The organism is Leptolyngbya sp. FACHB-1624, assembly GCF_047649235.1.
GTDB classification, from domain to species: domain Bacteria; phylum Cyanobacteriota; class Cyanobacteriia; order Leptolyngbyales; family Leptolyngbyaceae; genus Leptolyngbya; species Leptolyngbya boryana.
This window is the reverse complement of the sequence record NZ_CP180258.1, coordinates 3,500,375-3,524,457: the sequence shown is the minus strand read 5'-3', so window position 1 is coordinate 3,524,457 and position 24,083 is coordinate 3,500,375. Positions and strand designations below refer to the sequence as shown.

Here is a 24,083-nt window from a genome sequence, read left to right as displayed (position 1 = left end):
GAATAGAAACATCTCACTTAAGTTAATGATTGCGGTTCTGACGCATTCAGTGGTGTTTTAGAGATATTTCGGAATCCTAAATTTCAGCTTCTTTCATAAAGGAATCTCTTGGATCTCTGCCAAGTTTAAGAACACTTCCGCATTGACTGCTTCTGTCGATCGCTGACATCGCACCGCAAAACTACATCCGCTACATTCTTCGGTTTGTGGAATTTGCGGGAAAGGCTGATTTTTGGTCTCATAGCGATCGAGCCATTCATCCAACTGGGCTAACAATTGCTGCAAGCTTTGCCGCGTTTCCTTATGCTGTTGCGTACTGTAAGCGAATCTCAAGCTCTGAGGAGATTCAGCGGCTCCCTGCGCTTGGAAAAACCAATACGTCATCGAAATCTGCTCTGGTGCGTATTCACTCGTCTCCGCTAAAACGAATGGATACAGGCGAGACTGCCAGTTTTGTGATAAGTCCTTTCGCGCTGGTTTTGGATAAGTCTTCCAATCTAAAATTTGCGCTGCTGAATCTGTTAAAAGTAGCAAATCATAGACCACAGTCAATAAATGCCCATTGAATTCGAGCGTCCGAAGATGCTCACTCTCCCGAAAGCTAGGACGCTCAATCTGAAGAATTGTTGGAGCAGCACCCGTAAAAGCGTGAAACCATTGACGAAGTTGCGGATCTTCTTGCAGAAAAGGCTCGATCGGTAAATCCATTTCCCACTGTTGCATCAGCGCATGAAATCGACTTCCCGCTGCAAGTCGCTCCTGTTGCTCGGGTGAATTTGCTGATCCCAACTGCTCTATATAAGTGTGCTGAAATTTGCGCGGACACAATTCAAGTAAATTCAAATGTCCTTGAGAGATTCGCATTAGTTCTTCGTTAAAACAAACACACTGCCTTCATTGCCGCGCCCAATCCGCAAATCCTCATCAAGATAAGTCACATCCAGCCATCCTTGTTGATCCCGGTCTTTGATCTGAAAATCGATCGCGGCAAACTTCTTCTCGGATTCTAGCTGTTGAATAAAGTAACTGGGAGATTGGTAATCGATTAAGCGTTGCAGACCAATGAACGATCGCTCAAATTTCACATCGACTCGGCGATCCGTCATCCGACGAAAGCGAGCAACCACAGCCACGATTCCTTCTAAAAACGGCACGCCCGAAACTTCCGCAATATTATAGAGTTTCGCTTCGGGAGCGTGAATACACTGATAAACCTGCCCCAATTTGAGCAGCGGAAATTGATCAATCCCCAAAATGCCGCGACTGGTCGTGTAAATTAACCGCCAATTACCATCAAGTAAGTGAATTGCTTCAAGTGGGCGAGGGGTAGGATTGCGATCTTCGAGTTGAGCGATCGCCGCTAAAATTGCCTGTTTTTCGGACTCTGAGGCGAGAATGCCGCGATTCGTTCCCGCGATCGCTTCGAGTAAAGCAGCTTTCCCGATCATGATGCGCTCCTAGCGTAAACAGAATTAATCGTAATCGTTCTCCACGGCTCTGCTTCAGATTCAAAAAGTTTCTTAAATTCAGTCTTGATCCAAAAAATCCGAAATTCCGAAATTATTTACTTGACAATTTCAGAAAAACGTAGAAAATGCATTGAATCTAAACCGTATATTGCTAATTTGCGAAAGCAAAAGCAAATTCAATGTGCCAGCTATACCCGTAAGTGTTACACTCTGGGTGTTTCGGTCGATCTAAGATAAAGTAGAAGCTCTCTACTGTTGGAGTTACAACCGCTCAATGATTTACAACCCCTCTCTACGTCAAGAACCTCGAACCCAACGTGCCGCTGTGATCCCGATGCAGCAGGAATCATCGATCCTCGACTGGTTAGAAAGCACAGGACGACTTCTGGCACGCGACAATGCAGATTTCGACTATCTAGACGATGAAGAAGAGATCAATGAACTGATGGATGGCGAAGGCAGCAGTGCCTTTGACACAGACGATGACGATGATGATTTAGATTTAGAAGATTAGACGATGAGGCGCGAGATTCTTCTGAATCTTGTGCCTGATTTGATAATTAAGTGGTGAAATGTGCGGAGTGAATTGAGAAACCTGTGGACGCAAAACTTTTTACAGGAAGAGCCTTAAATTTTTCGGGTACGAAGCTATTTCTTCTACTCACGATTGGCATGACGATCGCAGCAATCTCGCTGGATCATTTTAGTGGACGAGTTTGGAGCCAGAATACATCACTGACGTTCCCCATGTGGATGAGTGGACTGGCAACGGCAGGGATCGGCTTTTGGGCTGTGCCTTTCCTCAAGGCACTGAAAGCTGGACAGATTATTCGCGAAGATGGCCCACAATCGCATTTGAAGAAGGCAGGAACCCCGACGATGGGAGGAGCCTTCTTTGTTCCCATCGCGGTTGCACTGGGTTTAATTTTGTCTAATTTTTCGGGCAATGTAATTGCCGTTTCAGCATTGACCATGGCGTACGCTGCGATCGGCTTTCTCGACGATTGGCAAATCATTCGCCGCAAGTCCAACAAAGGCATTTCTCCGCGGATGAAAATGGGACTGCAAATCTTCTTTGCAGTTGCGTTTTGTCTCTGGTTAGCCCTGACAAATCCGAGCGTCACTTCGATCGCATTGCCGTTGGGTCTAGTGCTGCCGTTGGGATCGCTCTTTTGGGCGTTGGCTTGTTTCGTTTTAGTTGCAGAAAGCAATGCGACGAATCTGACTGATGGAATGGATGGATTGGCAGGTGGAACAGTCGCGATCTCGCTGTTGGGATTGGGTGCTTTGATCGCACCTGAGCATGCTGATTTAGGTATCTTCTGTGCGTCCCTAAGTGGAGGTTGCCTCGGCTTCCTGGTTCACAATCGCAATCCGGCAAAAGTCTTCATGGGAGACACTGGATCGCTGGCGTTAGGTGGCGCATTAGCGGCAGTTGGATTACTAACGAATTCCCTGTTCGCGTTGTTGATTCTGAGCGGCTTGTTCTTCTTAGAAACTCTCTCTGTCATTGCTCAAGTGACGTATTACAAAGCCACAAAAGATGCAAATGGCATCGGCAAGCGTTTGTTCAGGATGTCTCCATTCCATAACCATTTGGAATTGACGGGCTGGACAGAAACACAGGTTGTCGGTTGGTTTTATACGATCGCGGCTGTCCTGGCTGGATTCAGTCTTGCAATTCACTAATTTCTCAAATCCGCACAAAAAACTGTGATCGAGTCACAAAAAGCTGTTATGATGTGACTCGACAACTCTGGAGAGATGGCTGAGTGGTCGAAAGCGGCAGATTGCTAATCTGTTGTACGGTCTTGAACCGTACCGAGGGTTCGAATCCCTCTCTCTCCGTTCTAAAATCCCGTAATCAACCGATTTAAACTTGTATCTACTGCAAGTTACGAACGCGGCTGAAATTTTTAGCAGCTATCATTAAATTCACCTTTGATCGGAACCTGTCGAAATGATTGTCTGTCCCAATTGCAATCATGCTAATCCTGACGGTGCAGTGCAATGTGAAGCGTGTTACACGCCTTTGCCCGTCTCGATCGCCTGTCCAAGCTGTGGCACGACCGTGCAAGCGGATGCCAGTTTCTGTGGACAGTGCGGCTATCACCTGAAATCTGTGAGCGCTCCTATGTTATCGACTCCTGAATCTTCGCTGCCTGATCCCTTAGAATCGCCTGAACCGATCGTGCCTGAACCTTTGGTTCAGCCCGATCCAATTCTTCTACCGACCCAAGCTGAAAGAATCCCTGAAGCTGCCGCCATTCAGCCTCCAGTCTTGGCAACTCAGCTTCAGCAATCCTTCGCCCGTTTGTTAAATCTACAAACCAGCACGGTGGTAGAAATCCCGCCAGGTCTAACTGTGGTGCATATCGGAAAACCCAACGATCAAATTCCACCCGACATTGATGTTTCGGGGTTTCCAAACTCAGAGATCGTTTCGCGGATTCATGCAGACATTCGCGTCGAAGGTGAAACCTACTACATTGAAGATGTCGGCAGTTCTAACGGAACTTATATTAATAATTCGCCCCTGCCGATGGGCAATCGGCATCGATTAAGACCGGGCGATCGCATTTCACTCGGCAAAGGCGATAAGATTTCGTTTCTCTTTCAAACCTAATCCATCCTCACCGTTTGCCAGTCACGATATAAGCCACCCGTTTGCCAATATTTGCAGCGTGATCTGCCATTCGTTCTAGATGGCGGATCACCAGGATTTGCAGCACAATTGGCTCGATAATGCCTTTTACGTCTTGCTGACGCGCTAGTAGGTTGTAAAGCGTTTCATAGTCAGAATCGACCGCATCATCTCGCTGGCGCACATCCATTCCGGATTCTGCATTCAGATCAGACAACGATTCTAGACTCAACGCTAACATCGCACGGCAGCGATCGAACATTTGCAAAATCTGACCCATGTAAGGTGATTCTGCATAGGGAAATAGTTGCACTGCGACATCCCCTAAGTTTTTGGCATAATCTCCAATTCGTTCTAGATCTCGGACTAACTGCATCAGAGCACTTAACAGCCGCAAATCCTGCGCGACCGGAGACTGGAGCGCAATTAAATTCACACAATCGAGTTCGATTTGTTTATAGAGACGATCGATTTTTTTATCTTGTTTATTAATTTGCGCAGCCGCTTCAAGATTGCGATCGAACAGAGCTTCTCTTGCTAGACAACAGGAGCGTTCGACTAACGCGCCCATTCTCAAAACATCACGCTGAATGCGTTTAATCTGACGCTCGAAGTGAACACGGATCGGTTCCTGACCTTCTGGCACATTTCTATACAGCATCGATTAGGGGGATAAATTTTGGACACACAACCGAGTATCGAATGAACATCAGGAACAGCAGTTAATTTCAGCCGCCTCAATATAACAAGAGAAATTTAGCTTGACAGGTATTACACAAAACGTTTTGACTCTTTTTCTATTTTAGAGTGATCGATCTGGAGAGAGATCCTGTAACCTATAAACTTTCATGGTCGCGGCAGTTTGCCCTTCTTCCTACAATAGATATGATTGCGAACCTCACTCCTGTTATGTTCTCTTCCTCTGAAGATTCTCTCAATTTGGCATCTCACTCCCAAGGACATAGTTTATTTGCTCAGTTGCGGAGCCGATTTCCGCAAGGAGCGCTGATTTCAGAACTGGTGCAGGTGCAGGATGGGCAATTTGTCGTTCGCGCGATCGTGCAAGTCGGAACAACCACAATGGCAACTGGGATGGCTGCTGCCGAGAAGATTGAAGTCGCAGAAGATCGAGCCAGAGTCAGAGCGATGGAAGTTTTGGGAATTTCACCGACGGGGGGTGCCGCGACATTTGATGTGCCATCTAGACCAATGGTGGAAGCGCCAAAAGAAGTGGAACCCAGCTTAGACCCCATGGCAGAAATTCCGTTACCCCCTGTTGAAGAATTGGTTCCTGAAGGGATTGCACCGAAAAAGCCTGCGCGCAAAAAGAAAGAAGATCCGATCGCCCCTGCGCTTGAATTTTCCGTGCCAGACTTCGATCTTCCCGAGATCAAATCTGAACCTCTTGAATTTACTCGCGAACCTGTGCCGCCTGTAGCAGATTTTGCACCCGATTTTGAGGAAGATGATTTTCCAGCACCCGAACCCATCGACTTATCCGATGCGATCGCTCAGATTGGAACTGAGATTGAGCGCATCGGCTGGACGAAAAAACAGGGCAGCACTTACTTGCAAGATACATACGGCAAGAAAACCCGTGCGGAGCTTGATGAGGATGAACTGATCGAGTTTCTGCATTACTTGAAAGCCCTTCCCAGTAAAAATAGCCAAATTCCCTTCTAAACCTTATGCCTTCGATCGCCGCACAGCCTTACGAATACGAACTTCCGAGTGATTCCCAAGTCGCGTTAATCGTGATCGATATGCAGCGCGATTTCCTGGAGTTAGGCGGATTTGGTGAAGCCCTTGGCAATGATGTGAAACTCGCTCAAGCGATCGTACCCACCGTGAAACAACTGCTCGAAGGATGTCGATCGCTGCACCTGCCGATCTTTCATACTCAAGAAGGACATCTGCCGGATCTGTCTGACTGTCCGCAATCGAAGCTCAAGCGGGGAAAAGGAAACCTGACCATTGGCGATCAGGGCAAGTTGGGGCGGATTCTGATTCTGGGTGAACCTGGAAACGCAATCATTCCTGAACTTGCTCCCTTACCGGGGGAAGTTTTGATTCCCAAGCCCGGAAAAGGAGCGTTTTACAACACTGATCTGGAGATGCAGTTGATCAATCGCAATGTTACTCATCTTTTGATTGCAGGCGTAACAACCGAAGTTTGTGTGCAGACCACGATGCGAGAGGCAAACGATCGAGGATATGAGTGCTTACTCGTCGAAGATGCCACTGAGAGTTACTTTCCACAATTTAAACAAGCGACGTTAGAGATGGTGCGGGCACAAGGGGGCATTGTGGGATGGACGGCAAACACAGAGGCGGTGTTACAGGGTTTACGATCGTGGAAAGCCGGAGAATGATAAGTTAAGTCCAGTGCATCTCGATCAATACTTTCATCATTATTCCTTGCGTTTCGGGTGGCGGTTTGTCACCCTTTTTGTTGCCCTCTTTGAATCGGGAACTTGAGGCGCTACAATGTGACGGTTGAATTCGGCACCCCTACCTTGATTGAGCGTTACACCCTGCCTGAGATGGGCGATTTGTGGACAGATCACTACAAATTTAAAACCTGGCTCCAAGTTGAAATAGCAGTGTGTGAGGCGCAAGCCGAGCTAGGTTATATTCCGGCTGAAGCGGTTGAAGAGATTAAAGCGAAAGCGAAATTTGATGTGGCGCGGATTTTAGAAATCGAAGCGCAGGTTCGTCATGATGTGATCGCGTTTTTGACGAATGTGAATGAATATGTAGGCGATGCGGGTCGCTATATTCATTTAGGCATGACCAGTTCGGATGTGCTGGATACCGCTTTAGCCTTGCAAATGGTCGCCAGCTTAGATGTGATCATGACGCATGTAGAAGCGTTGATTCAAGCCATCCGATATCAGGCCCAACAGCATCGCAATACGGTGATGATTGGTCGATCGCATGGCATCCACGCTGAGCCGATCACATTTGGATTCAAACTGGCAGGCTGGCTCGCTGAAATGTTGCGCCATCGCGATCGCTTATGTCAACTCAGAAAATCGATCGCAGTCGGTCAAATCTCTGGCGCAGTAGGAACTTACGCCAATATTGATCCGCGCATTGAGGCGCTGACTTGTCAGAATTTAGGACTGGAACCAGATGCCGCTTCAACCCAGGTGATTTCTCGCGATCGCCATGCCGATTATATGAATTGCCTCGCTTTGTTAGGAGCTTCGATCGAGCGGTTTGCGGTTGAGATTCGCAATTTGCAGAAAACGGATGTTTTGGAAGTTGAGGAATTTTTCTCAAAGGGTCAGAAAGGATCGTCTGCCATGCCCCATAAGCGAAATCCGATTCGATCGGAGCGTTTGACCGGAATGGCAAGATTGCTCCGAGGCTACGCGACTGCTGCATTAGAGAATGTTGCGTTATGGCATGAACGCGATATTTCTCACAGTTCAGTCGAGCGGGTTGCATTACCCGATGCATGCATTTTGACGCATTTTATGTTGGTTGAGACGACAGACTTGATTAAACACCTGCTGGTTTATCCAGAGAATATGGCTCGCAACATGAACGTTTACGGCGGGGTAGTGTTTAGTCAGCGGGTGATGCTGGCATTGGTGCAGAAAGGATTGAGTCGAGAGGATGCTTATGCGATCGTGCAATCTTGCGCCCACCAAGCCTGGAATCGGGAAGATGGGAATTTCCGTCAATTGCTGAGTGAAGACGATCGCGTGACCAAAACGCTATCGACTACAGAATTGGATGAGTGTTTTGATCCACAGGTGCATCTGAAAAATCTCGATCAGGTTTATCAACGGTTAGGGATTTAATCGGGGAATGTGGGAATGGGGAAAGTAGCAATGGTTATGCTGACTTCCCATTCCCCTAACGTGCCTCGACAGACACTCCATATTCATATCCTTTGAAGTTCGATTCAAAAATAACTGCGTAATCTCCGGTCGCAGCAACCTCACCCGTCCAAGATTTTCGGTCTTCTCTGTACTCAACCAAATCTTTCCCATCCGGCGCAACAATTCTGGGAAAAACTTGGCGATCGCGCGTCACCGTCAATGTCTGACCTTTGCTCAAATTGAAGGAATAGGTGTGACTGCCAGTTCCAATGAAGCGATCTCTAATTTCAATGTTGTCTTGTCCTCCAGCAAATTCGATCCGCTCAACTTTTTCACCACAGTTATTTTCTGTTCTAGATTTCGCAATCCAACCTGGCTGCTCACCCGTGATTTTGAACCAGCCGTCTTGTTCATTCTCAACATCGACAAACGTTCCATTTGGCAACTGTCCCAAAATCTGTGAGGAAGCATTGGGACTCGATCGTACATTCAGAGGTGACTCTGGATCGTTGACTTTCGCCATACGAATCACACATTTTTCGACGGTTCGAGTCGCTTTTGAGCCAGAGGGCTTAGCGTCAGAAGCAGCATCCGATTTTGGAGATTCGGGCGACAGTTGAGGGATCGATTGAGGTGCAGCCGTGGGAGATTCAGTCGGTTTTGCAGGAGATTGAGGCGCTGCAGTCGGAGAGCTTGCACCTGGGGCAGAAGATTGAGGCGCAGAAGAACAAGCTGCCATCATCGCTAACAAGGTTGCACAAGTGCTTGAGCGGAACCAAATCAATGCTGAGGATCTAAAAGGCATATGTCGTAGAGAAGCTTGGGATCAAGAAATTACTTCAATACTTGCAAATTCAATCACGGAATGGTTTAGTGAATTACAAAAAACCTCCAGACTTGCAAAAGCCTAGAGGTTTCAATTCAACTTTCGCGTCAGGTTGAGTTTCGGCTATGGTAAACCCGCACTGACCTTGACTGTGCAAAGACCTACTGAAAGTTTTGAGTATTGTACAAAGCTCAATGTGTCACCTTACTGAACATCTCTATCTGAACCGGAAAAATCATGTTGCATCTGGATCGCCCGTTTTACAATCGGCGTGAGTTTCTCTCTCCAGTAGCGAATATCGGGATAATTCGTCGCGATCTTGAGAATATCGCTCCAACGGTTCTGTTCTTCTGCTGCTAGCGCCGTTGAATATTGAGTCACAGCTTTATCCCAGGATTTGGGCATCGTCTTGAGAGCCGATTGAGCTTGGGGATAGGCGGCGCTGTTGGCTGGCACAGCTTTTGCAAGTGCGATCGCGCCATCTAAATTTCCAGCTTGGAAATGCGAAAGTGATTCACGGTAGAGGCGGCTGCCTGGATCATTCGGCAAACTCGCTAAAGTTGGATCATTCGCTCGTTTCCGATTGAGCGTTGCAACAGGACCATCACTTTCACAGGTTTTCCGAGTTAAATTCTCATAAATCCAGCCCACAACAGGTTGGCTAATTTGTAACCAGCCATCTCTGCGCCCAATCACGGTAACAACAATACCATTCTGTAGGGACCCCACAATATTTCCGACCTTCTCGATTGGAGCCGATCTCACATTCAATGGCGGCTTATCGTCAAAGACGATCGTTTGACAATCCTGCGCGACCGTTTGAATGACATTCGCCGATTCTGTACTGTTAACCGTCGCCTTGGGTTTCGCTACCGCATACAGAGTTCCAGACACGGTCATGACTGCGGTAATACAAGCTCCAACTGCCAAAGGAGATTTCAGAATCGTCTTCACGTTAACCGACATGGTGATGCCTCATGCTGATCCAAAATTGAGAATTCAAACTTTACAAGCGCTTGTTCAGTTCCGCGACTCGTCTTCACTCTTGTAGATTGCCCTAAAATTCATGCAAATGCGTTCAGGAGTCCCAACAATCCTAGAAAATTAACTCTTCTCAATTCATCGTGTTCTCCCACTTGACAAAATAATCTGGGTCAGACCCATGAGGGGTAATACCCCTCGACATTTGATTCTGTCTTGTCAGCAGCTTAATAAGACGCAACATCCTGGTAAACTTTTGGATGGTCAAGTATCAGAAGTGGCAATGGAAATTGGTCAAAAAGTGCGCGTTCGGCGACTGCGCGATCGTGTCCCCCAAGATGTGGTTAAAAAGCTCGGAGCAACTGGCGTTATCAGCCAATACAAAGTGGTTGATGGCAAAGGCATTGGTTTACTCGTCCAGTTTGAGGATAAATACTCAACCTGGTTTTTTGAGGATGAGTTGGAAACGATCGGCTAATCGAGCTAAGAATTCGACCAGTCGATACCATAGGGGTTAGGGAATCAAGCAGTTTGCCTTTTTCCCTGACCCCTCTTCTCATGAATCGCCCCTTTTTGCGGATTTGGATATGGCTTTTATATTGACGTTTTTAGGTAAAGGCGGAACCGGACGGACAACTTGCGCGATCGCGGCTGCCAAAAAGTTTGCTGCTCAAGGAAAGCGCGTTTTACTGGTCGGACAAGATCCGACTCCGGCTTTTGGTTTAGCACTCGGAACAACGGTTGGCGTTGATCCACAAGAAATTTCTGCCAACTTCAGCGCCGTTCAACTTCAGACAACAACGCTGCTCGAACGCAGTTGGGAAGAAGTGAAAAAGTTGGAGGCGCAATATCTTCAGTCACCGATTCTGAAAAATGTGTTTGGTCAGGAATTGGCGATTTTTCCAGGCTTGGATCAGTTGCTCGCTTTGAATGCCCTGCGAGAGTTTGATAGCCGCTATGACGTAATCATCTACGATGGCGCAGGCAATCAAGATACGCTGCGATTGTTGGGAACGCCTGAGACATTGAGTTGGTATATTCGTCGATTCCGTCAGGTCTTTATCGATTCAGATTTAGGGAAAACGGTTTCGATGTTGATTCAACCGATCGCTGCTGCAATTTTCACGAACAACAATTTCGTCGGGGATAACTTTGCCCAGCCGACTCGTCAAGCCAATGATCTGTTAGATCAAGGGAAGCAAGCGGTGAATGATCCGAAACGCATGGCAGCTTTCTTAGTGACGACTGAAGATGAGGCTGCGATCGCGAGTGCAAAATATCTCTGGGGCAGCGCGCAACAAATTGGCTTAACCGTTGCAGGCGTTTTGTGTAATCGTTCCAGCGATGCTTCTGCGGTCAGCGAAGCATTTCAGCCTTTGCCAATTTCAGCGATTCCGGTTCAGCCCGTGAATGACTGGCAGTCCCTGATCGATGCATTGCCAGAACTCGATCACACTTCTGAAGCCCCGAGACCGATCGCGGTGAATGTCGCCGAAAGAAAAGTAAGCTTATTCTTGCCGGGATTTGATAAAAAGCAAGTCAAACTGACCCAGTATGGGACAGAAATCACGATCGAAGCGGGCGATCAGCGGCGCAATATCGACCTGCCTGCGCCATTACGCGGGCAACCTGTGACAGGCGCAAAATTCCAAGACGGCTATTTAATCATCTCGTTTTAGCGTGTCTTAGTCGTCCGCGATTATTCAATTCACGACCCTAACCTTATGACTGAATCTTCTGAACTTCAAACCGAGCGCTCTGCCAAAACTCGCCAGATTCTGGGGATGAAAGGCGCAGACGTGAAAGAATCTTCGATCTGGAAGATTCGGCTGCAATTGATGAAGCCGATTACCTGGATTCCGCTGATGTGGGGAATTCTCTGCGGTGCGGCTTCGTCTGGAAACTATCATTGGGCACTCGAAGATGTGCTGAAATCTGCGGCTTGTATGCTGCTGGCAGGACCACTGCTCACAGGCTACACGCAGATTATGAACGACTACTACGATCGCGAGATCGACGCCATCAACGAACCGTATCGTCCGATTCCATCGGGTGCGATTCCTCTGAACCAAGTTGTGATCCAAATTTGGTTCTTGCTCCTCAGCGGTGTGGGACTTGCCTATGTTTTGGATCGTTGGGCAGGGCATGAATTTCCAACGATTACGGTACTGGCGATCGCCGGATCATTCTTGTCTTATATCTACTCAGCACCCCCTCTCAAACTCAAACAAAATGGCTGGCTAGGCTGTTATGCGCTCGGTGCAAGCTATATTGCGATTCCCTGGTGGACAGGACATGCTTTATTTGGCGATCTGAATCCGACCATTATTATCTTGACCTTGTTCTACAGTTTTTCGGGCTTGGGAATTGCGATCGTCAACGATTTCAAGAGCGTCGAAGGCGATAAAGCGCTAGGACTCAAATCACTTCCGGTCATGTTTGGAGTAACAACAGCGGCTTGGATTTGTGTAGCAATGATTGATGTTTTTCAAGCAGGAGTTGCAGGTTATCTGATGACCATTCATCAAAATCTGATGGCGACGCTGCTGATCTTGTTAATCATTCCGCAGATCACCTTTCAAGATATGTACTTCCTGCGAGACCCGATCAAGAACGATGTTAAATATCAAGCCAGCGCCCAACCCTTTCTTGTGTTTGGCATGTTGGTGACGGCGTTAGCATTAGGACATGCAAATATTTAGCCTTGATTTGCGATCGCTAACCCCGGAATCAAAGGGATTGCGATCGCAAAATCCTGAAAGTCTTGTAGACTAAACGTCAGTAATTCTTCAAATTCGGTCATGATTCTGACCCCGCAGCAGAGATCATCCGTTTGAAGAACACGGTTGACGTAAGAATCGCTTTCCGTCAATCTAACAGAGATGAATTCCCTGGTTTCTGCGGATCTTTTCTTCTGCTTTGTGATAAGAGGCACAATCGTGGCACAGCATCGCTCAAAACGTAGAGAAAAACCGACTCGGATGGATCAATCTTCAACAGGGCTGGACTCTATGACAGACGGAACAGGAAAGAAGCGCCAAGTGAAGCCAAAATCTAGACGAGAACGCGCCCGCAACCCTTTATCCGCAGGAGTAACGAAGCTCATGGAGCATCCTCGGATGGCAGGGGTGCGAAGGTTTTTAGATGTTACCACTCGTCGCCTTGAAGCACTAGACCATAAGATACCTGCACCGATCAAAAATCCGGTGGTACAAAAGCGAGTCGCGATCGGGATTGTCATTTTGGGCGGAGCTGGACTATTCCGATATGCTGCGATTCAAGTCGATCAAAGCTTACCTGACCCGGCTGAATTAAAGACATTTGCTCGTCCCGGAACACTGACCATTCGAGCTTCCGACGGATCAGTTTTACATCAATTGGGTCCCGCAACGCGCGATCAAGTGGCGGTTGATCGGATTCCGAAGCGATTGATCGATGCATTTGTTGCTTCGGAAGACCGTAGATTTTACGACCATAACGGGCTTGATCTTCAGGGAATTGGGCGGGCAGTCTTTCGCAACCTGACTTCGAGAGATGTAGTTGAGGGAGGAAGTACGCTCACTCAGCAACTTTCACGAGTGGTCTTTCTCGATCAAGACGATCGCTCTCTCGGTCGCAAGGTTCGCGAAGCCCTGATTGCTCAGAAACTTGAGCGCACGATCGATAAAAAGCAGATTCTCGAAAAATATCTGAACTTTGTTTATCTTGGCTCTAATGCTTACGGTGTAGCAGATGCAGCGTGGATCTATTTTAGTAAGCGCCTCGATCAGCTAACGCTAGGCGAGATGGCAATGATCGCGGGATTGCCTCCTGCGCCCAGTTTATATTCCCCATTAGTGAGCTTAGAAAAAGCTCAAGAGCGGCGAAATACAGTGCTCGACAAAATGGTGGTGGCTGGTTACATCAGCGAAGCAGAATCTCAGGCAGCCCAGGCTGAGAAATTGGTTGTGAAGCCCAGTATGCCGAAAAATCTTCAAAGTACGTCGCCATACTTCACATATTACGTTCAGCAGCAGCTTGAGAAACTTGTCCCGAAAGACGTACTTGCAGCAGGTGGCGTGACCGTTGAGACGACTCTGAATGCGAAGTGGCAAAAAGTTGCAGAGCGATCGATTCGAGAGGCGATCGGCGTAGACGGAAATGCTGAAGGCTTCAAGCAAGCCGCACTCGTTGCTATCGATCCGCGCAATGGTGAAATTCGATCGATGGTCGGTGGATATGACTTCTACAAAGATAGTCAATTCAACCGAGTGACCCAAGCTCAACGGCAACCTGGATCGACATTTAAGCCCTTTGTCTATGCCACTGCCATTGCAACCGGCAAGTCGCCTTATCAATCCTATTTGGATGAGCGTTTTAGCGTCGATGGCTATCAGCCGAAGAACTACAGCAATAAGTATTCTGGCTGGTTGAACATGAAAACGGCACTGACCAATTCAGTGAATGTGATTGCCGTTAAAGTGCTGATCGATGTCGGATTTGAACCTGTGATCAAACTAGCGCAGGGCATGGGAATTCGATCGAAGATGGAACCCACTTATTCATTAGCGCTAGGCGCATATGAAGTGAATCCATTAGAACTGACCAGTGCGTATGGCGTGTTTGCTGCTCAGGGAAATTATGTTGAACCTCATGCAATTCGCAAAGTGATCGATCGTAAAGGCAAGGTTCTCTATGATGCAAACTACAAACCAAAACGAGTTTTAGATGCAGAAACGGCGGCAATTACGACTTGGATGATGCGTGGAGTCGTTTCAGATGGAACAGCACGGGCAGCCCGACTCGATCGACCCGTGGCAGGAAAAACTGGAACTTCAGAAAACGCGCGTGACCTTTGGTTTATTGGCTATGTCCCACAACTGGTTACAGGTGTATGGCTCGGCAACGACGATAATTCTCCCACTTGGGGAAGCAGTGGAACGGCTGCTTTTACCTGGCATGAATTTATGAAAGAAGCTGTGGCAGGAATGCCGACGCAAAAATTTGCTGAGATTCCAGAGAATTTGGACGATCGCAAAGGCACGATCAAGGCTCAGCCTGTAAAACCGAATCGGCTCCGAGCACTGGGCACAGCTCCAGATTCCCCTGAAGAACAACCTCGTCGTCGATATGAGGAAGCTCCACCCGAACCAACTTACTCAGAACCACGCTATTCTGAGCCAGAGCCTCCTAGATCTGCTCCACCTGAACCTGAGGCTGCTCCACCTGAACCTGAAGCTGCTCCACCTGAACCTGAGGCTGCTCCAGTTGCACCACCTCCTGCTGATCCTGCTCCCGCCGCTGCTGACCCTCTACCTCCTCCAGGGAATTAGTAGAAAGTACCTAATTCTGTAACAACGGATCGAACTGGCGAAAGATGCCCTGCTATGATGACTTTGTTAGTCTGGATTCCACAGTAGAAAATTTACAGGAGCAGTTTAGATGAATCTTCTATTAGAAGTGGCAACCGAAGTAGCAACAAAGCCTGGAATGCAGTTTCCGACCTCGTTCACGTTAGTTTATGGGGTTGGGTTTGTGGCAGCCGTGACGATTGGGTCAATCGCTTGGTACAACTCGAAACGCCCGGTCGGTTGGGAAGATAAAGAGCGTCCTAATATCGTGCCAGAAGTTGAAAAAGAAGAAACGCCTGGTATTTAGGCTTAAACCAAGCTCTGGATTACGATTCAGAGCTTTTCAATTTTTTGGAGTCCATGCTGATAGAGCTTACGCAGCGCTGAGACAACCTTGGTTTGCAGGGTTGGGACAGGTTCAGATTCGAGAATTTGCAGGCGAGTGAGAAGCTTGGCTTCCTCGCTGTCGATCATGCCATCGGTATAGATAATTTCACTAATGGCTTCGATGAGATGATGGCATTCTTCAGAGGTAGGATGCTCGCCCAGATAGTCTTGTATCCATTGGTAGCATTCCTCTGATCGAACCGCTCGAAGTTCGTGCAGGATGGGTTGAATTTCTGGATCTTTTGCCACTCCTTTTTCGATCGCAATTCGCTGTAAGTACGTTCTTTCTTCCGGCTGAATTTTCCCATCTAACCAAGCGACACCGATCAGAATTTTTACTAAATCTTTGACATCGTTTTTCATATTTGTTTGAGTCGAACCATAAAGAATCCGTCCATATTGTGGCAGTGCGGGAGGACTTTGATCCACCCTTGTTGGGAAGTGAGTGTGATCAAAGCTGGATGCGTAGGGTGTTCGATCGCCCAATTTGGATGCTGATGGAGGAATTTCTCAATCACGGATTCGTTTTCGAGCGGATTCAAGGTGCAAGTTGAGTACACAAGCACGCCTTGAGGTTTTAGCCAACTTGCAGCTTCGGTGAGAATTTCTTGTTGCAGTTGAGCAAGTGCTGTTGCGCTTTCAGGGGTTTGTCGCCAGCGTGCATCGGCATGACGATTCAGCGTTCCTAAGCCTGAACAAGGTGCATCGACTAAAACCCGATCGCATTTCCCTTTCAAACTGGGAACGTCTCGGCTATCACTTGTCAAAATCTGAATCGAAGTGACCCCTAAGCGATCGATGTTTTGCTGAAGCTTTTTCAATCGAGAGGCGGTTTTGTCGATCGCCCACACGGTTCCTTGATCTTGCATCAATTCTGCCAGGTGCAGAGTTTTGCCACCGGGAGCCGCACAAGCGTCTGCAACAATCTCTCCAGGTTGCGGATCGACTAAGTAACTGACGAGTTGAGCACTACTATCTTGAACAATCCACCAGCCTTCTGCATAGCCTGGTAAGTTCTGAATGGCTCCAGCGTTGCTAGGTAATCTCAGTGCATTTGGCACGTTGGGAATGCACTGCGAGTCTGGAATTGCAGATTCAACTTGCTCGATGTTGGTCTTTAAAGTATTCACCCGCAGATCAATCCGAGGGGGTTGATTCATCCATTCACAGAGTTTAGCTGTATCGTCGATTCCAAATTGCTCTAACCAAACTTGAATGATCCAATCGGGATAGCTATGTAGCGTTCCAAGTTGTTCGACTGGATCATCGCAAAGTTTTAATGGGTCAGCGTGAAGAATCAGTTGCGATCGCAGATACTGCCGCAAAATCCCATTGACGACTCCTGTGAGTCCACTCAGCTTATTTTTCTTCGCAAGTTCAACACTCGTATCGACTGCGGCGGATTCAGGAATTTGATTGAGATAGCGTAGTTGATACAGTCCCAATTGCAGAATCAATCTGAGATCAGGGGGTTGATCTTTCTTTTTCGCAAACTGATCAATCAGCGCGTTTAAGGTTCTCTGACGACGAACGGTTCCGTAAACGAGTTCGGTAAACAATCGTCGATCGAGGAGATTCAGATCAGATTGATGCAGCACTTGATCAACTGCAACATCAGCGAAGGCTCCTTTCTGAATCGATCGGAGTGTCGTAAAAGCAAGCTGGCGAGAGGACTGATTCAAAGATCGAGGAAATGCGAGAGTGGCTTATCTAGGATAACAATCGGTTGATCGATTTCAGTTGAAAGTGACATTGCTCAATGTCTCGATCGCTGCAAGAAGCATATAGAGATTCAATCATCGTGAAGCGTTCCGCAGTACGATTAAGAATGCAAAAAGACTTGTTGTGTTTGTGACTATGCCGAAAGCTTACGTAATTGGTTTGGGAAGATCTGGCAATGCTGCCGCCCGACTTCTGAAACGTCAAGGATGGCAAGTCATCATCAGCGATCGTGGGTCTTCCGAATCTCTCCACTCTCAACAGCAAGCCCTGATCGCAGAAGGCATTGAAGTACGGTTAGGGGATAACTTTGACCCTGAATCAGCCCGCCCAGATTTAATCGTAGTCAGTCCCGGTGTGCCCTGGGATATTCCCAGTTTAGTCAAAACGCGATCGCTCAACATCGAAACTATTGGCGAAATGGAACTCGCTTGGCGATCGCTCAATTCTTCTCCTTGGGTCGCTATCACCGGAACCAATGGCAAAACGACAACTACGGCATTGACTGCAGCAATTTTCCAGAAAGCCGGACTTTATGCTCCTGCTTTTGGCAACATTGGCTATGCCGCCTGCGAAGTCGCATTACTCGACCAAAAACCCGATTGGGCGATCGCGGAAATTAGCAGTTATCAGATCGAATCGGCTCCTTCACTTGCACCTGAAATCGGCATCTGGACAACCTTCACGCCCGATCACCTCGCCCGCCACAAAACCTTAGAAAACTATTACAACATCAAAGCGAGTTTACTCAATCAAACTAAGCAGCAGATCTTTAACGGCGACGACCCCTATCTTCGGAAGATTGGAACAGCCCATGGTTATCCAGTTCAAGAGACTGCCTGTTGGACAAGTGTCAAAGGACGGTCTGAGTTGGTTGGAAATCCCGCATTCGGAGCGTATATCGAGAACAATTGGGTCTTTGTCCGAGATGAAAAAATCGTCCAAGCAGATGCGCTAAAAATGCCCGGAGCGCACAATCTACAGAATTTACTAGCTGCTGTTGCAGCCGCACATTTTGCAGGCATTGAGAAGAGTGCGATCGCCGAAGCCGTTGCAGAATTTCCTGGAGTAGAACACCGTTTAGAATTCATCTGCACTTATCAAGGGGTCGATTACATCAACGACAGCAAAGCAACGAACTACGATGCTGCCGAAGTTGGACTCTCTGCCGTCAAAGCTCCAGCAATTCTGATTGCAGGTGGAGAACCGAAAATTGGCGAAGATCAAGCTTGGCTGAATGTCATTCAATCCAATGCTGCCGCAGTGCTATTAATTGGAGAAGCAGCCCCGACCTTTGCGAAGCGCTTAGATGAGGTGAGCTACTCGAATTACGAGATTGTCGAAACCATGGATCGCGCGATCTCACGATCACCCCAACTCGCAAAACAACATTCCGCTAAAGTCGTGCTTCTCTCTCCCGCTTGTGCGAGTTTTGACCAGTATCAGAGCTTTGAGCATCGCGGCGATCACTTCCGTCAACTCTGTCTAGAATCCTTCCAATGAAGCCACCTGAAGAATGCCAGAACATGACTGAGATTCGATCTGAGATTGATGCTCTCGATCGACAAGTCATCCAACTTCTTGGTCAACGTTTCGCTTATGTGAAAGCTGCGGCTAAGTTCAAAACCGATGCAACCAGCGTCAAAGCACCAGAACGATTTCAATCGATGCTGCAACAGCGGAGAATTTGGGCAGAAGTAGAAGGATTAAACCCTGATGCGATCGAAAAGCTATACCGAGATCTCGTCAATCACTTCATTCAGGAAGAACTCCAGCAATGGAAAACCCAACACCCAGATTAGTTAATCTCAACCAAAGAAACTTCAGGAATTTCTAAAAGCTTTGGTTCATCCGATTTTGCTATTTCCGAGTTCACATCTTTCTCTAGCTTTGCTCCGATTTCTAAAGGAGCTTCCTGTGGAGCAGGCAACCCATCTAGCGGAGTTGGAGTTGGGACAGGCGCAGAAGCAGAAAGCGGCGTTTTCACCAAACGATCAACTGCCTGTTTGACAAACATCTGCATAAACGGCAATCGTCGATTCTGCTCAAAGACTTTCTCCATAATCTGTTGCAGAATGTCAGGCTTAATCTCTTCTGCTGATTCCCCTTCAAAATATTCAATCAACGTTAATCCAGCTAATCTGGTCAAATACGCTGCACTCACGCCCTGAATCAATCCACCTGCGACAAAGGTGATCGCATTCGTTTTCATAATTGCCGCGATCGCTTGTGTAGAAACCTCCACTAGCCCCAATTTCACCATCACACCTGCCATCGTCGCAGCGACAGTCTTCGCTTGTTCTAACGTGAATTTGCGCTGATACAAATTACTCAGATCCATTACCATCTGACCGTTGATAGCAGCAGTTGCTAACAGATCCAATGCTGGAAATGGATTGGCAAATGCTGTACCTGCCACAATCCATTGCGCTTGATCAATTCGGGGCATTGCGCGATCGCGTCGAATTCGATTTAACGCTGATTTCGCTTCTGCCTGAACCGCAGTCACATTGCTAAGAGAACTAGACAAAACAAGTTGCTTCCCTTCCTGGATGAGAATTTGATTTAACCGCTCCAGTAAGGGCAGAATCTGCGGTTCGACTTTCTCCATCCATTCCTTGAATGTGCCGTCTGATCGATGTTGTCGGATTTTCAAAGATTTTGGATTGGTTGCAATTGCAATGACATCTTGTGGGCTGAGAATGCCATCAACTCGTTCACGCAATTGCTCTAAAACGATTTTCTGTTCCTCTGGCAAGTACTGATCTTGTTTGTTGAATACCAAGACTAGCCTTTTACCCACAGACGTAATTTTTTGAATTGCCTGAAATTCCGTTCCAGTCAAATCACCAGTCGTCATAAATAAAATGACATCTGCCGATCGCGCTAATTTCCACGCATCCCGCTCTGCAATAATTCCGCCTTCCGTTGCTGCAAAGAGTTCAGGAGTGTCCTGCAAAACGAGCTTTTGTGAAATGCCTCTTGTCCATTTGATCTCAAGTAAATTCATCAGCATGGTTTTGCCAACTGACTTACCGCCCATCACAGCAAACCGAATCTCATCTCGCTTCAGATCCGCAGTAATGTTTTGAATTTGCGATCGTAGGTCAGACAATTGCTGAGCACTGCCATCGATCGATAAATCTTGCGACTCGATCGCGAGTTGGTCTAGCAGTCCTTTCGCCTCGACCAATTCAGTCTGAACTTTATTCAGCGAAACTGGCTCGACTCGAATCTTAGGCGTATCGCTCTGTTGAAATTTTAGAACAACCCAGGCAATTCCACTTCCAATGACAATGGCGGGCAGCCAATCTCCCAAGGTATGCGTCAAATTTTCGAGGACCCAGAGTGAAAGCGTTGCGCCGACACCCCCTAAGATTAACGATCGCTGCCACGAACTAGTCATTCTTAACCCACTCTTGCAAATCTCTGACTTCCAGGATAAATCAAAGTCTCGCGATTGACTTGCCTAGCTGGGATCAATCCTCAAATACGAAAAAGCCCCCCATTTCTGGAGGGCTTCATTTTGCTCAAATCAGTTAAAAATTAACCGTTGATTGCAGGTGCGCTCATTGCAACAGGTGCAACTTCACCAGCAGCCAAGTCGAGCGGGAAGTTGTGAGCGTTACGCTCGTGCATTACTTCCATACCCAGGTTCGCACGGTTGATTACGTCAGACCAGGTGCTCACCACACGACCTTGCGAGTCGATGATCGATTGGTTGAAGTTAAATCCGTTCAGGTTGAACGCCATCGTGGACACGCCCAATGCGGTGAACCAGATGCCGACGACCGGCCATGCACCCAAGAAGAAGTGCAGTGCGCGAGAGTTGTTGAACGATGCGTATTGGAAGATCAACCGTCCGAAGTAGCCGTGTGCTGCAACGATGTTGTAGGTCTCTTCTTCTTGTCCAAACTTGTAACCGTAGTTTTGGCTCTCAACTTCAGTGGTCTCACGTACCAACGAAGAAGTTACCAACGAACCGTGCATTGCCGAGAACAAGCTACCACCGAATACACCAGCTACGCCCAACATGTGGAACGGGTGCATCAAGATGTTGTGCTCTGCTTGGAAGACCAACATGAAGTTGAAGGTTCCAGAGATTCCGAGGGGCATACCGTCGGAGAACGATCCTTGCCCAATCGGGTAGATCAAGAAGACTGCGGTTGCTGCTGCAACAGGTGCAGAGTATGCAACACAGATCCAAGGACGCATGCCGAGACGGTAGGAGAGTTCCCACTCACGTCCCATGTAGCAGAAGACGCCGATCAAGAAGTGGAATACGACGAGTTGGTAAGGACCACCGTTGTACAACCACTCATCTAAGGATGCTGCTTCCCAAATTGGGTAGAAGTGCAAGCCAATTGCGTTCGAGGAAGGAACAACTGCACCAGAGATGATGTTGTTGCCGTAGAGCAAGGAACCTGCAACAGGTTCACGGATGCCGTCGATGTCCACAGGAGGAGCAGCGATGAAGGCGATGATGTAGCAGATGGTTGCAGCCAGCAAGGTGGGGATCATCAATACGCCGAACCAGCCTACATACAGGCGGTTTTCGGTGGAGGTGACCCAGTTGCAGAACTGCGCCCACAGGTTTGCGCTTTCGCGTCTCTGTAAGGTCGTTGTCATGATTCTGTATGAGTGCTTGATTTGTTTGCTCAAAGATTAGATTGAAATTTCAATCTATGAATCTAGATTAAGTGAATCGTTTCATTTTGTAAAGAGGTAAATTAAGTTTTTACTCAGGTTTTGTAACAGAAAGTTCACAAAATCGGCATTGAATCTCTGCAAAGCCTGACACAGAGCTTATTGCGAGGCGTCTCCGATTCTGAGATTTGAGAGTGCCCGCTGCATATCAGTTTCTAAGAAACGATCGATTGCGCCATGAATCCAAGCAAAGGAACGCTGACTGTCTTCACAAATTCGCTCAAATCCTAGAATTCGACGTAACTCTTCGTAAATTGGGTGAACGATTAATGTGTAAAGGTCACAGCTTTCCGGATAATCCTCACGCATCTTAATTAAGGTCTGCTGAGTATCTTCTAAGAGCTGGCAGAGCGATGTGATCGTTAGATACGGTTGATCAATCACCCAAGCCCGAATGTAAATCGAGACGCAGGTCTTATCGCCTGGCTGAGCCATGATGAATGGATCAACTGGATTGTCCGTTGTGAGATAAAAGCTTTTACTCGGTTGCTGAAAGAAGTACTGGTCGGATTCTGCGGCGACTGGATACAAAACACAAGCGGCCACTACATTATGATTATCTGACCGCCGAAGTACCCGCATTCCTTTGCCGTACTGTTGTGACCATAATCTGAGAACTTTAGCAAGCTTAGCCATCGCTGCACCATCTCGAATCATCGGTGCATAGTTTTTGGTGTATAGCGTTGAGATAGTAATTGCGTCAGTTCGAGGATTAAACATATCAGCAAAAAGCTCGACAGGCTCTTCGCTGGGAGGAAGTTCAATTTCAGGAAAGGTACGTATTTTGAGTGCGAGAGAATTCCCGTCATATTGTTTGTCGAGTAATCCTAACGCAGCAAGACGATCGATCATCATTCCCGCCGCACGATCGCTACCTTTTTCCTGATCTCGGTAAAACAGCTCAGCTGCTTCACGATGAGTACAGTTGACTAATCCTTCTGGAGCACGAAGTTCTTTTAAGCGAGTTGGAATACCGCCATGTAATTCTTCTTGCTGTTTCAGCAAGAGATACGCCCAGAGGCGGACAAAATATTCTGCCTTGCGCCGAGTGAGTCCGCCTCGGCGTTGAATCAGAGCGATGTAAGAACGTTGAACCTCGATTGGAAATAAGCGATCGACCAGATCTGGAAGCATGGCAAAGGTGGGGGCTAAAGAGAGTTGATAAAACAACCTGAATGGGTGAAGCGAGATAATGCTTGGATCAGCAATAGTTTAGAGTGCGAGGCATTTGCACAAGTGAAATTGCTGGTGCATCGTTAGTCAATCCAAGCAGAGATAGCCCTGCATCAGTTCGGTCATGCAGCGCAAAACTCCTGTTGTTCTTACGATTATGACTAACTGTTTTTCCTCTGGGATGAAAAAGCCCTAAATCTTTAAATTATTTCAGCCTTGTTCACCTTTGTTCGGCATTCTTCGGGGAGCTTCTGTGCGCTCATTGTGACTTCGGACGTACGATGTTCACAATCATGAAATTGCTTGAGGATGTCACATTATGACTGCCCGCCTTTTTTCTGTTTCATCGGATTCTCAGTTTGTATTCACGCCTAATCTGCAAAAGAGATCGTCTCGGCGTTCTCAGAGAAAACAACTCAATACTAATAAGCAGCAGCGATTACGATCGGTTGAATCACCCGATTTCAGTCGTAGTTTCATTAGCCAGGATGCACTATGGGCAGTTTTGTTAGATACGATGCCAGTGGGGATGATGGTGCTCACCGATGAATTACAAGTGTTTTACTGCAATGAGTCAGCAAAGCACTTATGTCATCGTTTAGAACCCAATAACTCTATACCAGCGTTAGTTCGTTCGCTCTGTGAACGATTGCTAGCAGAAGGATTTGTCATACCAGACCCCCTCATAATGGAGTATCAAGATGGAGCCAATAAACTCTTTCGATTACAGGTTCGCTGGCTAAATTTAGCTGAACGGACATTCTTTCTCGTTCATTTAGAAGACTGTTTTGCCTTGTTACAGGAAGAATTGACGATCGAACAAGTAAAATACGATTTCACCGAACGAGAAGCCGAAGTTTGGTGTTTGTTGCGGCAAAAGTATTCATATCAAGAGATTGCAGACTTTCTAAAAATCACATTGAATACGGTCAAGACCCACGTTAAGAATATTTATGCAAAACGCAAGAGCATAGGGAACCAACAGCAAATTTGGTATTCCAGATAGACAAATTG

Annotated in this window: 24 protein-coding genes and 1 tRNA gene; 15 read left to right on the top strand and 10 right to left on the bottom strand. The window is 47.3% G+C overall.

From position 1 onward, the window contains the following. Positions 1–93 precede the first annotated feature (93 nt). The gene (locus ACMUEV_RS16570) at positions 94–864 is read right to left on the bottom strand and encodes a PD-(D/E)XK nuclease family protein (RefSeq protein WP_190653701.1); all 771 of its coding nucleotides are present in this window, start codon (positions 862–864) and stop codon (positions 94–96) included. Then, positions 864–1,448, bottom strand: a complete 585-nt coding sequence (locus ACMUEV_RS16565) for a PAP/fibrillin family protein (protein WP_190653702.1) — start codon at positions 1,446–1,448, stop codon at positions 864–866. Before ACMUEV_RS16565 ends, ACMUEV_RS16570 begins: the two co-directional genes overlap by 1 nt. 295 nt (positions 1,449–1,743) lie before the next feature. On the opposite strand from ACMUEV_RS16565, the gene ACMUEV_RS16560 reads away from it, so the two are divergent. From ACMUEV_RS16560 to ACMUEV_RS16545, 4 genes are all read left to right on the top strand, one after another. Continuing rightward, on the top strand, positions 1,744–1,983 hold the full coding sequence (locus ACMUEV_RS16560; RefSeq protein WP_017287998.1) for a DUF3134 domain-containing protein: 240 nt from the start codon (positions 1,744–1,746) through the stop codon (positions 1,981–1,983). A gap of 83 nt (positions 1,984–2,066) precedes the next feature. After that, positions 2,067–3,158, top strand: a complete 1,092-nt coding sequence (mraY, locus tag ACMUEV_RS16555) for a phospho-N-acetylmuramoyl-pentapeptide-transferase (RefSeq protein WP_190653703.1) — start codon at positions 2,067–2,069, stop codon at positions 3,156–3,158. A 69-nt stretch (positions 3,159–3,227) separates the two neighbouring features. Then, positions 3,228–3,317, top strand: a tRNA-Ser gene (locus tag ACMUEV_RS16550). A 112-nt stretch (positions 3,318–3,429) separates the two neighbouring features. Then, entirely contained in the window at positions 3,430–4,095 is a 666-nt protein-coding gene (locus ACMUEV_RS16545; protein WP_017288000.1) for an FHA domain-containing protein, read from the top strand. A 7-nt stretch (positions 4,096–4,102) separates the two neighbouring features. Here the strand turns inward: ACMUEV_RS16545 and phoU are convergent, their stop codons facing one another. Beyond that, positions 4,103–4,774 carry a phosphate signaling complex protein PhoU gene (phoU, locus tag ACMUEV_RS16540; protein ID WP_190653704.1) on the bottom strand — a complete coding sequence of 224 codons (672 nt, stop codon included), beginning with the start codon at positions 4,772–4,774 and terminating at the stop codon, positions 4,103–4,105. 224 nt (positions 4,775–4,998) lie between these two features. On the opposite strand from phoU, the gene ACMUEV_RS16535 reads away from it, so the two are divergent. The 3 genes from ACMUEV_RS16535 (at position 4,999) to purB (ending at position 7,925) form a co-directional block, all read left to right on the top strand. Beyond that, positions 4,999–5,796 carry a hypothetical protein gene (locus ACMUEV_RS16535; RefSeq protein WP_348251565.1) on the top strand — a complete coding sequence of 266 codons (798 nt, stop codon included), beginning with the start codon at positions 4,999–5,001 and terminating at the stop codon, positions 5,794–5,796. Between the two features lie 5 nt (positions 5,797–5,801). Then, on the top strand, positions 5,802–6,485 hold the full coding sequence (locus tag ACMUEV_RS16530; RefSeq protein ID WP_017288003.1) for a cysteine hydrolase family protein: 684 nt from the start codon (positions 5,802–5,804) through the stop codon (positions 6,483–6,485). 117 nt (positions 6,486–6,602) lie between these two features. After that, positions 6,603–7,925 carry an adenylosuccinate lyase gene (gene purB / locus ACMUEV_RS16525; RefSeq protein ID WP_017288004.1) on the top strand — a complete coding sequence of 441 codons (1,323 nt, stop codon included), beginning with the start codon at positions 6,603–6,605 and terminating at the stop codon, positions 7,923–7,925. 55 nt (positions 7,926–7,980) lie between these two features. Here purB and ACMUEV_RS16520 read toward each other — a convergent pair whose 3' ends face one another. Further along, entirely contained in the window at positions 7,981–8,751 is a 771-nt protein-coding gene (locus ACMUEV_RS16520) for an SH3 domain-containing protein (RefSeq protein WP_190653706.1), read from the bottom strand. A gap of 225 nt (positions 8,752–8,976) precedes the next feature. Beyond that, the gene (locus ACMUEV_RS16515) at positions 8,977–9,738 is read right to left on the bottom strand and encodes an SH3 domain-containing protein (RefSeq protein WP_190653707.1); all 762 of its coding nucleotides are present in this window, start codon (positions 9,736–9,738) and stop codon (positions 8,977–8,979) included. 196 nt (positions 9,739–9,934) lie between these two features. Between ACMUEV_RS16515 and ACMUEV_RS16510 the strand changes: the two genes are divergently transcribed. The 5 genes from ACMUEV_RS16510 (at position 9,935) to psb35 (ending at position 15,390) form a co-directional block, all read left to right on the top strand. Then, positions 9,935–10,231 carry a DUF2862 domain-containing protein gene (locus ACMUEV_RS16510; protein ID WP_239741164.1) on the top strand — a complete coding sequence of 99 codons (297 nt, stop codon included), beginning with the start codon at positions 9,935–9,937 and terminating at the stop codon, positions 10,229–10,231. 109 nt (positions 10,232–10,340) lie between these two features. Beyond that, positions 10,341–11,432, top strand: a complete 1,092-nt coding sequence (locus ACMUEV_RS16505) for an ArsA family ATPase (protein ID WP_190653708.1) — start codon at positions 10,341–10,343, stop codon at positions 11,430–11,432. A 45-nt stretch (positions 11,433–11,477) separates the two neighbouring features. After that, positions 11,478–12,455: a chlorophyll synthase ChlG gene (gene chlG, locus ACMUEV_RS16500; protein WP_017288009.1), complete on the top strand. Its 978-nt coding sequence runs from the start codon at positions 11,478–11,480 to the stop codon at positions 12,453–12,455. A gap of 237 nt (positions 12,456–12,692) precedes the next feature. After that, a complete protein-coding gene (locus ACMUEV_RS16495) occupies positions 12,693–15,065 on the top strand; it encodes a transglycosylase domain-containing protein (protein ID WP_197693269.1) in 2,373 nt (790 codons plus the stop codon). Positions 15,066–15,174: 109 nt separating this feature from the next. Next, the gene (gene psb35 / locus ACMUEV_RS16490; protein ID WP_017288012.1) at positions 15,175–15,390 is read left to right on the top strand and encodes a photosystem II assembly protein Psb35; all 216 of its coding nucleotides are present in this window, start codon (positions 15,175–15,177) and stop codon (positions 15,388–15,390) included. A gap of 26 nt (positions 15,391–15,416) precedes the next feature. On the opposite strand, the gene ACMUEV_RS16485 is transcribed toward psb35, so the two are convergent. After that, positions 15,417–15,833 (bottom strand): TerB family tellurite resistance protein, encoded by a 417-nt coding sequence (locus tag ACMUEV_RS16485; RefSeq protein ID WP_017288013.1) that lies wholly within the window; start codon positions 15,831–15,833, stop codon positions 15,417–15,419. Beyond that, a complete protein-coding gene (locus tag ACMUEV_RS16480; protein WP_017288014.1) occupies positions 15,830–17,152 on the bottom strand; it encodes a 16S rRNA (cytosine(967)-C(5))-methyltransferase in 1,323 nt (440 codons plus the stop codon). Before ACMUEV_RS16480 ends, ACMUEV_RS16485 begins: the two co-directional genes overlap by 4 nt. Before the next feature lie 175 nt (positions 17,153–17,327). Here ACMUEV_RS16480 and murD point away from each other — a divergent pair, with 175 nt between their 5' ends. Together murD and ACMUEV_RS16470 are read left to right on the top strand one after the other, a co-directional pair. Then, the gene (gene murD / locus ACMUEV_RS16475; RefSeq protein ID WP_190653709.1) at positions 17,328–18,692 is read left to right on the top strand and encodes a UDP-N-acetylmuramoyl-L-alanine--D-glutamate ligase; all 1,365 of its coding nucleotides are present in this window, start codon (positions 17,328–17,330) and stop codon (positions 18,690–18,692) included. Next, complete coding sequence (locus tag ACMUEV_RS16470) at positions 18,689–18,991, top strand: isochorismate lyase (RefSeq protein ID WP_017288016.1); 303 nt, start codon at positions 18,689–18,691, stop codon at positions 18,989–18,991. Before murD ends, ACMUEV_RS16470 begins: the two co-directional genes overlap by 4 nt. Here ACMUEV_RS16470 and ACMUEV_RS16465 read toward each other — a convergent pair. From ACMUEV_RS16465 to ACMUEV_RS16455, 3 genes are all read right to left on the bottom strand, one after another. After that, positions 18,988–20,595, bottom strand: coding sequence for a DUF697 domain-containing protein (locus ACMUEV_RS16465; protein ID WP_190653710.1), 1,608 nt, complete (start codon positions 20,593–20,595; stop codon positions 18,988–18,990). The two genes, ACMUEV_RS16470 and ACMUEV_RS16465, sit on opposite strands and share 4 nt — an antisense overlap. Before the next feature lie 140 nt (positions 20,596–20,735). Beyond that, positions 20,736–21,818 carry a photosystem II q(b) protein gene (gene psbA, locus ACMUEV_RS16460; RefSeq protein ID WP_017288020.1) on the bottom strand — a complete coding sequence of 361 codons (1,083 nt, stop codon included), beginning with the start codon at positions 21,816–21,818 and terminating at the stop codon, positions 20,736–20,738. Between the two features lie 177 nt (positions 21,819–21,995). After that, positions 21,996–23,030 (bottom strand): hypothetical protein, encoded by a 1,035-nt coding sequence (locus ACMUEV_RS16455; RefSeq protein ID WP_017288021.1) that lies wholly within the window; start codon positions 23,028–23,030, stop codon positions 21,996–21,998. A 358-nt stretch (positions 23,031–23,388) separates the two neighbouring features. On the opposite strand from ACMUEV_RS16455, the gene ACMUEV_RS16450 reads away from it, so the two are divergent. Further along, positions 23,389–24,075, top strand: coding sequence for a helix-turn-helix transcriptional regulator (locus tag ACMUEV_RS16450; protein WP_190652359.1), 687 nt, complete (start codon positions 23,389–23,391; stop codon positions 24,073–24,075). Positions 24,076–24,083: the final 8 nt, after the last annotated feature.

What these genes read in the sequence shown, in the direction of transcription:
- ACMUEV_RS16465 (WP_190653710.1), bottom strand. Translation starts at nt 20,595, where the DNA reads ATGACTAGTTCGTGGCAGCGATCGTTAATCTTAGGGGGTGTCGGCGCA.
- ACMUEV_RS16565 (WP_190653702.1), bottom strand. Translation starts at nt 1,448, where the DNA reads ATGATCGGGAAAGCTGCTTTACTCGAAGCGATCGCGGGAACGAATCGC.
- ACMUEV_RS16485 (WP_017288013.1), bottom strand. Translation starts at nt 15,833, where the DNA reads ATGAAAAACGATGTCAAAGATTTAGTAAAAATTCTGATCGGTGTCGCT.
- ACMUEV_RS16535 (WP_348251565.1), top strand. Translation starts at nt 4,999, where the DNA reads ATGATTGCGAACCTCACTCCTGTTATGTTCTCTTCCTCTGAAGATTCT.
- ACMUEV_RS16545 (WP_017288000.1), top strand. Translation starts at nt 3,430, where the DNA reads ATGATTGTCTGTCCCAATTGCAATCATGCTAATCCTGACGGTGCAGTG.
- chlG (WP_017288009.1), top strand. Translation starts at nt 11,478, where the DNA reads ATGACTGAATCTTCTGAACTTCAAACCGAGCGCTCTGCCAAAACTCGC.
- ACMUEV_RS16520 (WP_190653706.1), bottom strand. Translation starts at nt 8,751, where the DNA reads ATGCCTTTTAGATCCTCAGCATTGATTTGGTTCCGCTCAAGCACTTGT.
- ACMUEV_RS16530 (WP_017288003.1), top strand. Translation starts at nt 5,802, where the DNA reads ATGCCTTCGATCGCCGCACAGCCTTACGAATACGAACTTCCGAGTGAT.
- ACMUEV_RS16510 (WP_239741164.1), top strand. Translation starts at nt 9,935, where the DNA reads ATGAGGGGTAATACCCCTCGACATTTGATTCTGTCTTGTCAGCAGCTT.
- ACMUEV_RS16455 (WP_017288021.1), bottom strand. Translation starts at nt 23,030, where the DNA reads ATGCTTCCAGATCTGGTCGATCGCTTATTTCCAATCGAGGTTCAACGT.
- ACMUEV_RS16505 (WP_190653708.1), top strand. Translation starts at nt 10,341, where the DNA reads ATGGCTTTTATATTGACGTTTTTAGGTAAAGGCGGAACCGGACGGACA.
- psb35 (WP_017288012.1), top strand. Translation starts at nt 15,175, where the DNA reads ATGAATCTTCTATTAGAAGTGGCAACCGAAGTAGCAACAAAGCCTGGA.
- ACMUEV_RS16570 (WP_190653701.1), bottom strand. Translation starts at nt 864, where the DNA reads ATGCGAATCTCTCAAGGACATTTGAATTTACTTGAATTGTGTCCGCGC.
- psbA (WP_017288020.1), bottom strand. Translation starts at nt 21,818, where the DNA reads ATGACAACGACCTTACAGAGACGCGAAAGCGCAAACCTGTGGGCGCAG.
- phoU (WP_190653704.1), bottom strand. Translation starts at nt 4,774, where the DNA reads ATGCTGTATAGAAATGTGCCAGAAGGTCAGGAACCGATCCGTGTTCAC.
- ACMUEV_RS16450 (WP_190652359.1), top strand. Translation starts at nt 23,389, where the DNA reads ATGACTGCCCGCCTTTTTTCTGTTTCATCGGATTCTCAGTTTGTATTC.
- ACMUEV_RS16560 (WP_017287998.1), top strand. Translation starts at nt 1,744, where the DNA reads ATGATTTACAACCCCTCTCTACGTCAAGAACCTCGAACCCAACGTGCC.
- ACMUEV_RS16470 (WP_017288016.1), top strand. Translation starts at nt 18,689, where the DNA reads ATGAAGCCACCTGAAGAATGCCAGAACATGACTGAGATTCGATCTGAG.
- ACMUEV_RS16515 (WP_190653707.1), bottom strand. Translation starts at nt 9,738, where the DNA reads ATGTCGGTTAACGTGAAGACGATTCTGAAATCTCCTTTGGCAGTTGGA.
- murD (WP_190653709.1), top strand. Translation starts at nt 17,328, where the DNA reads ATGCCGAAAGCTTACGTAATTGGTTTGGGAAGATCTGGCAATGCTGCC.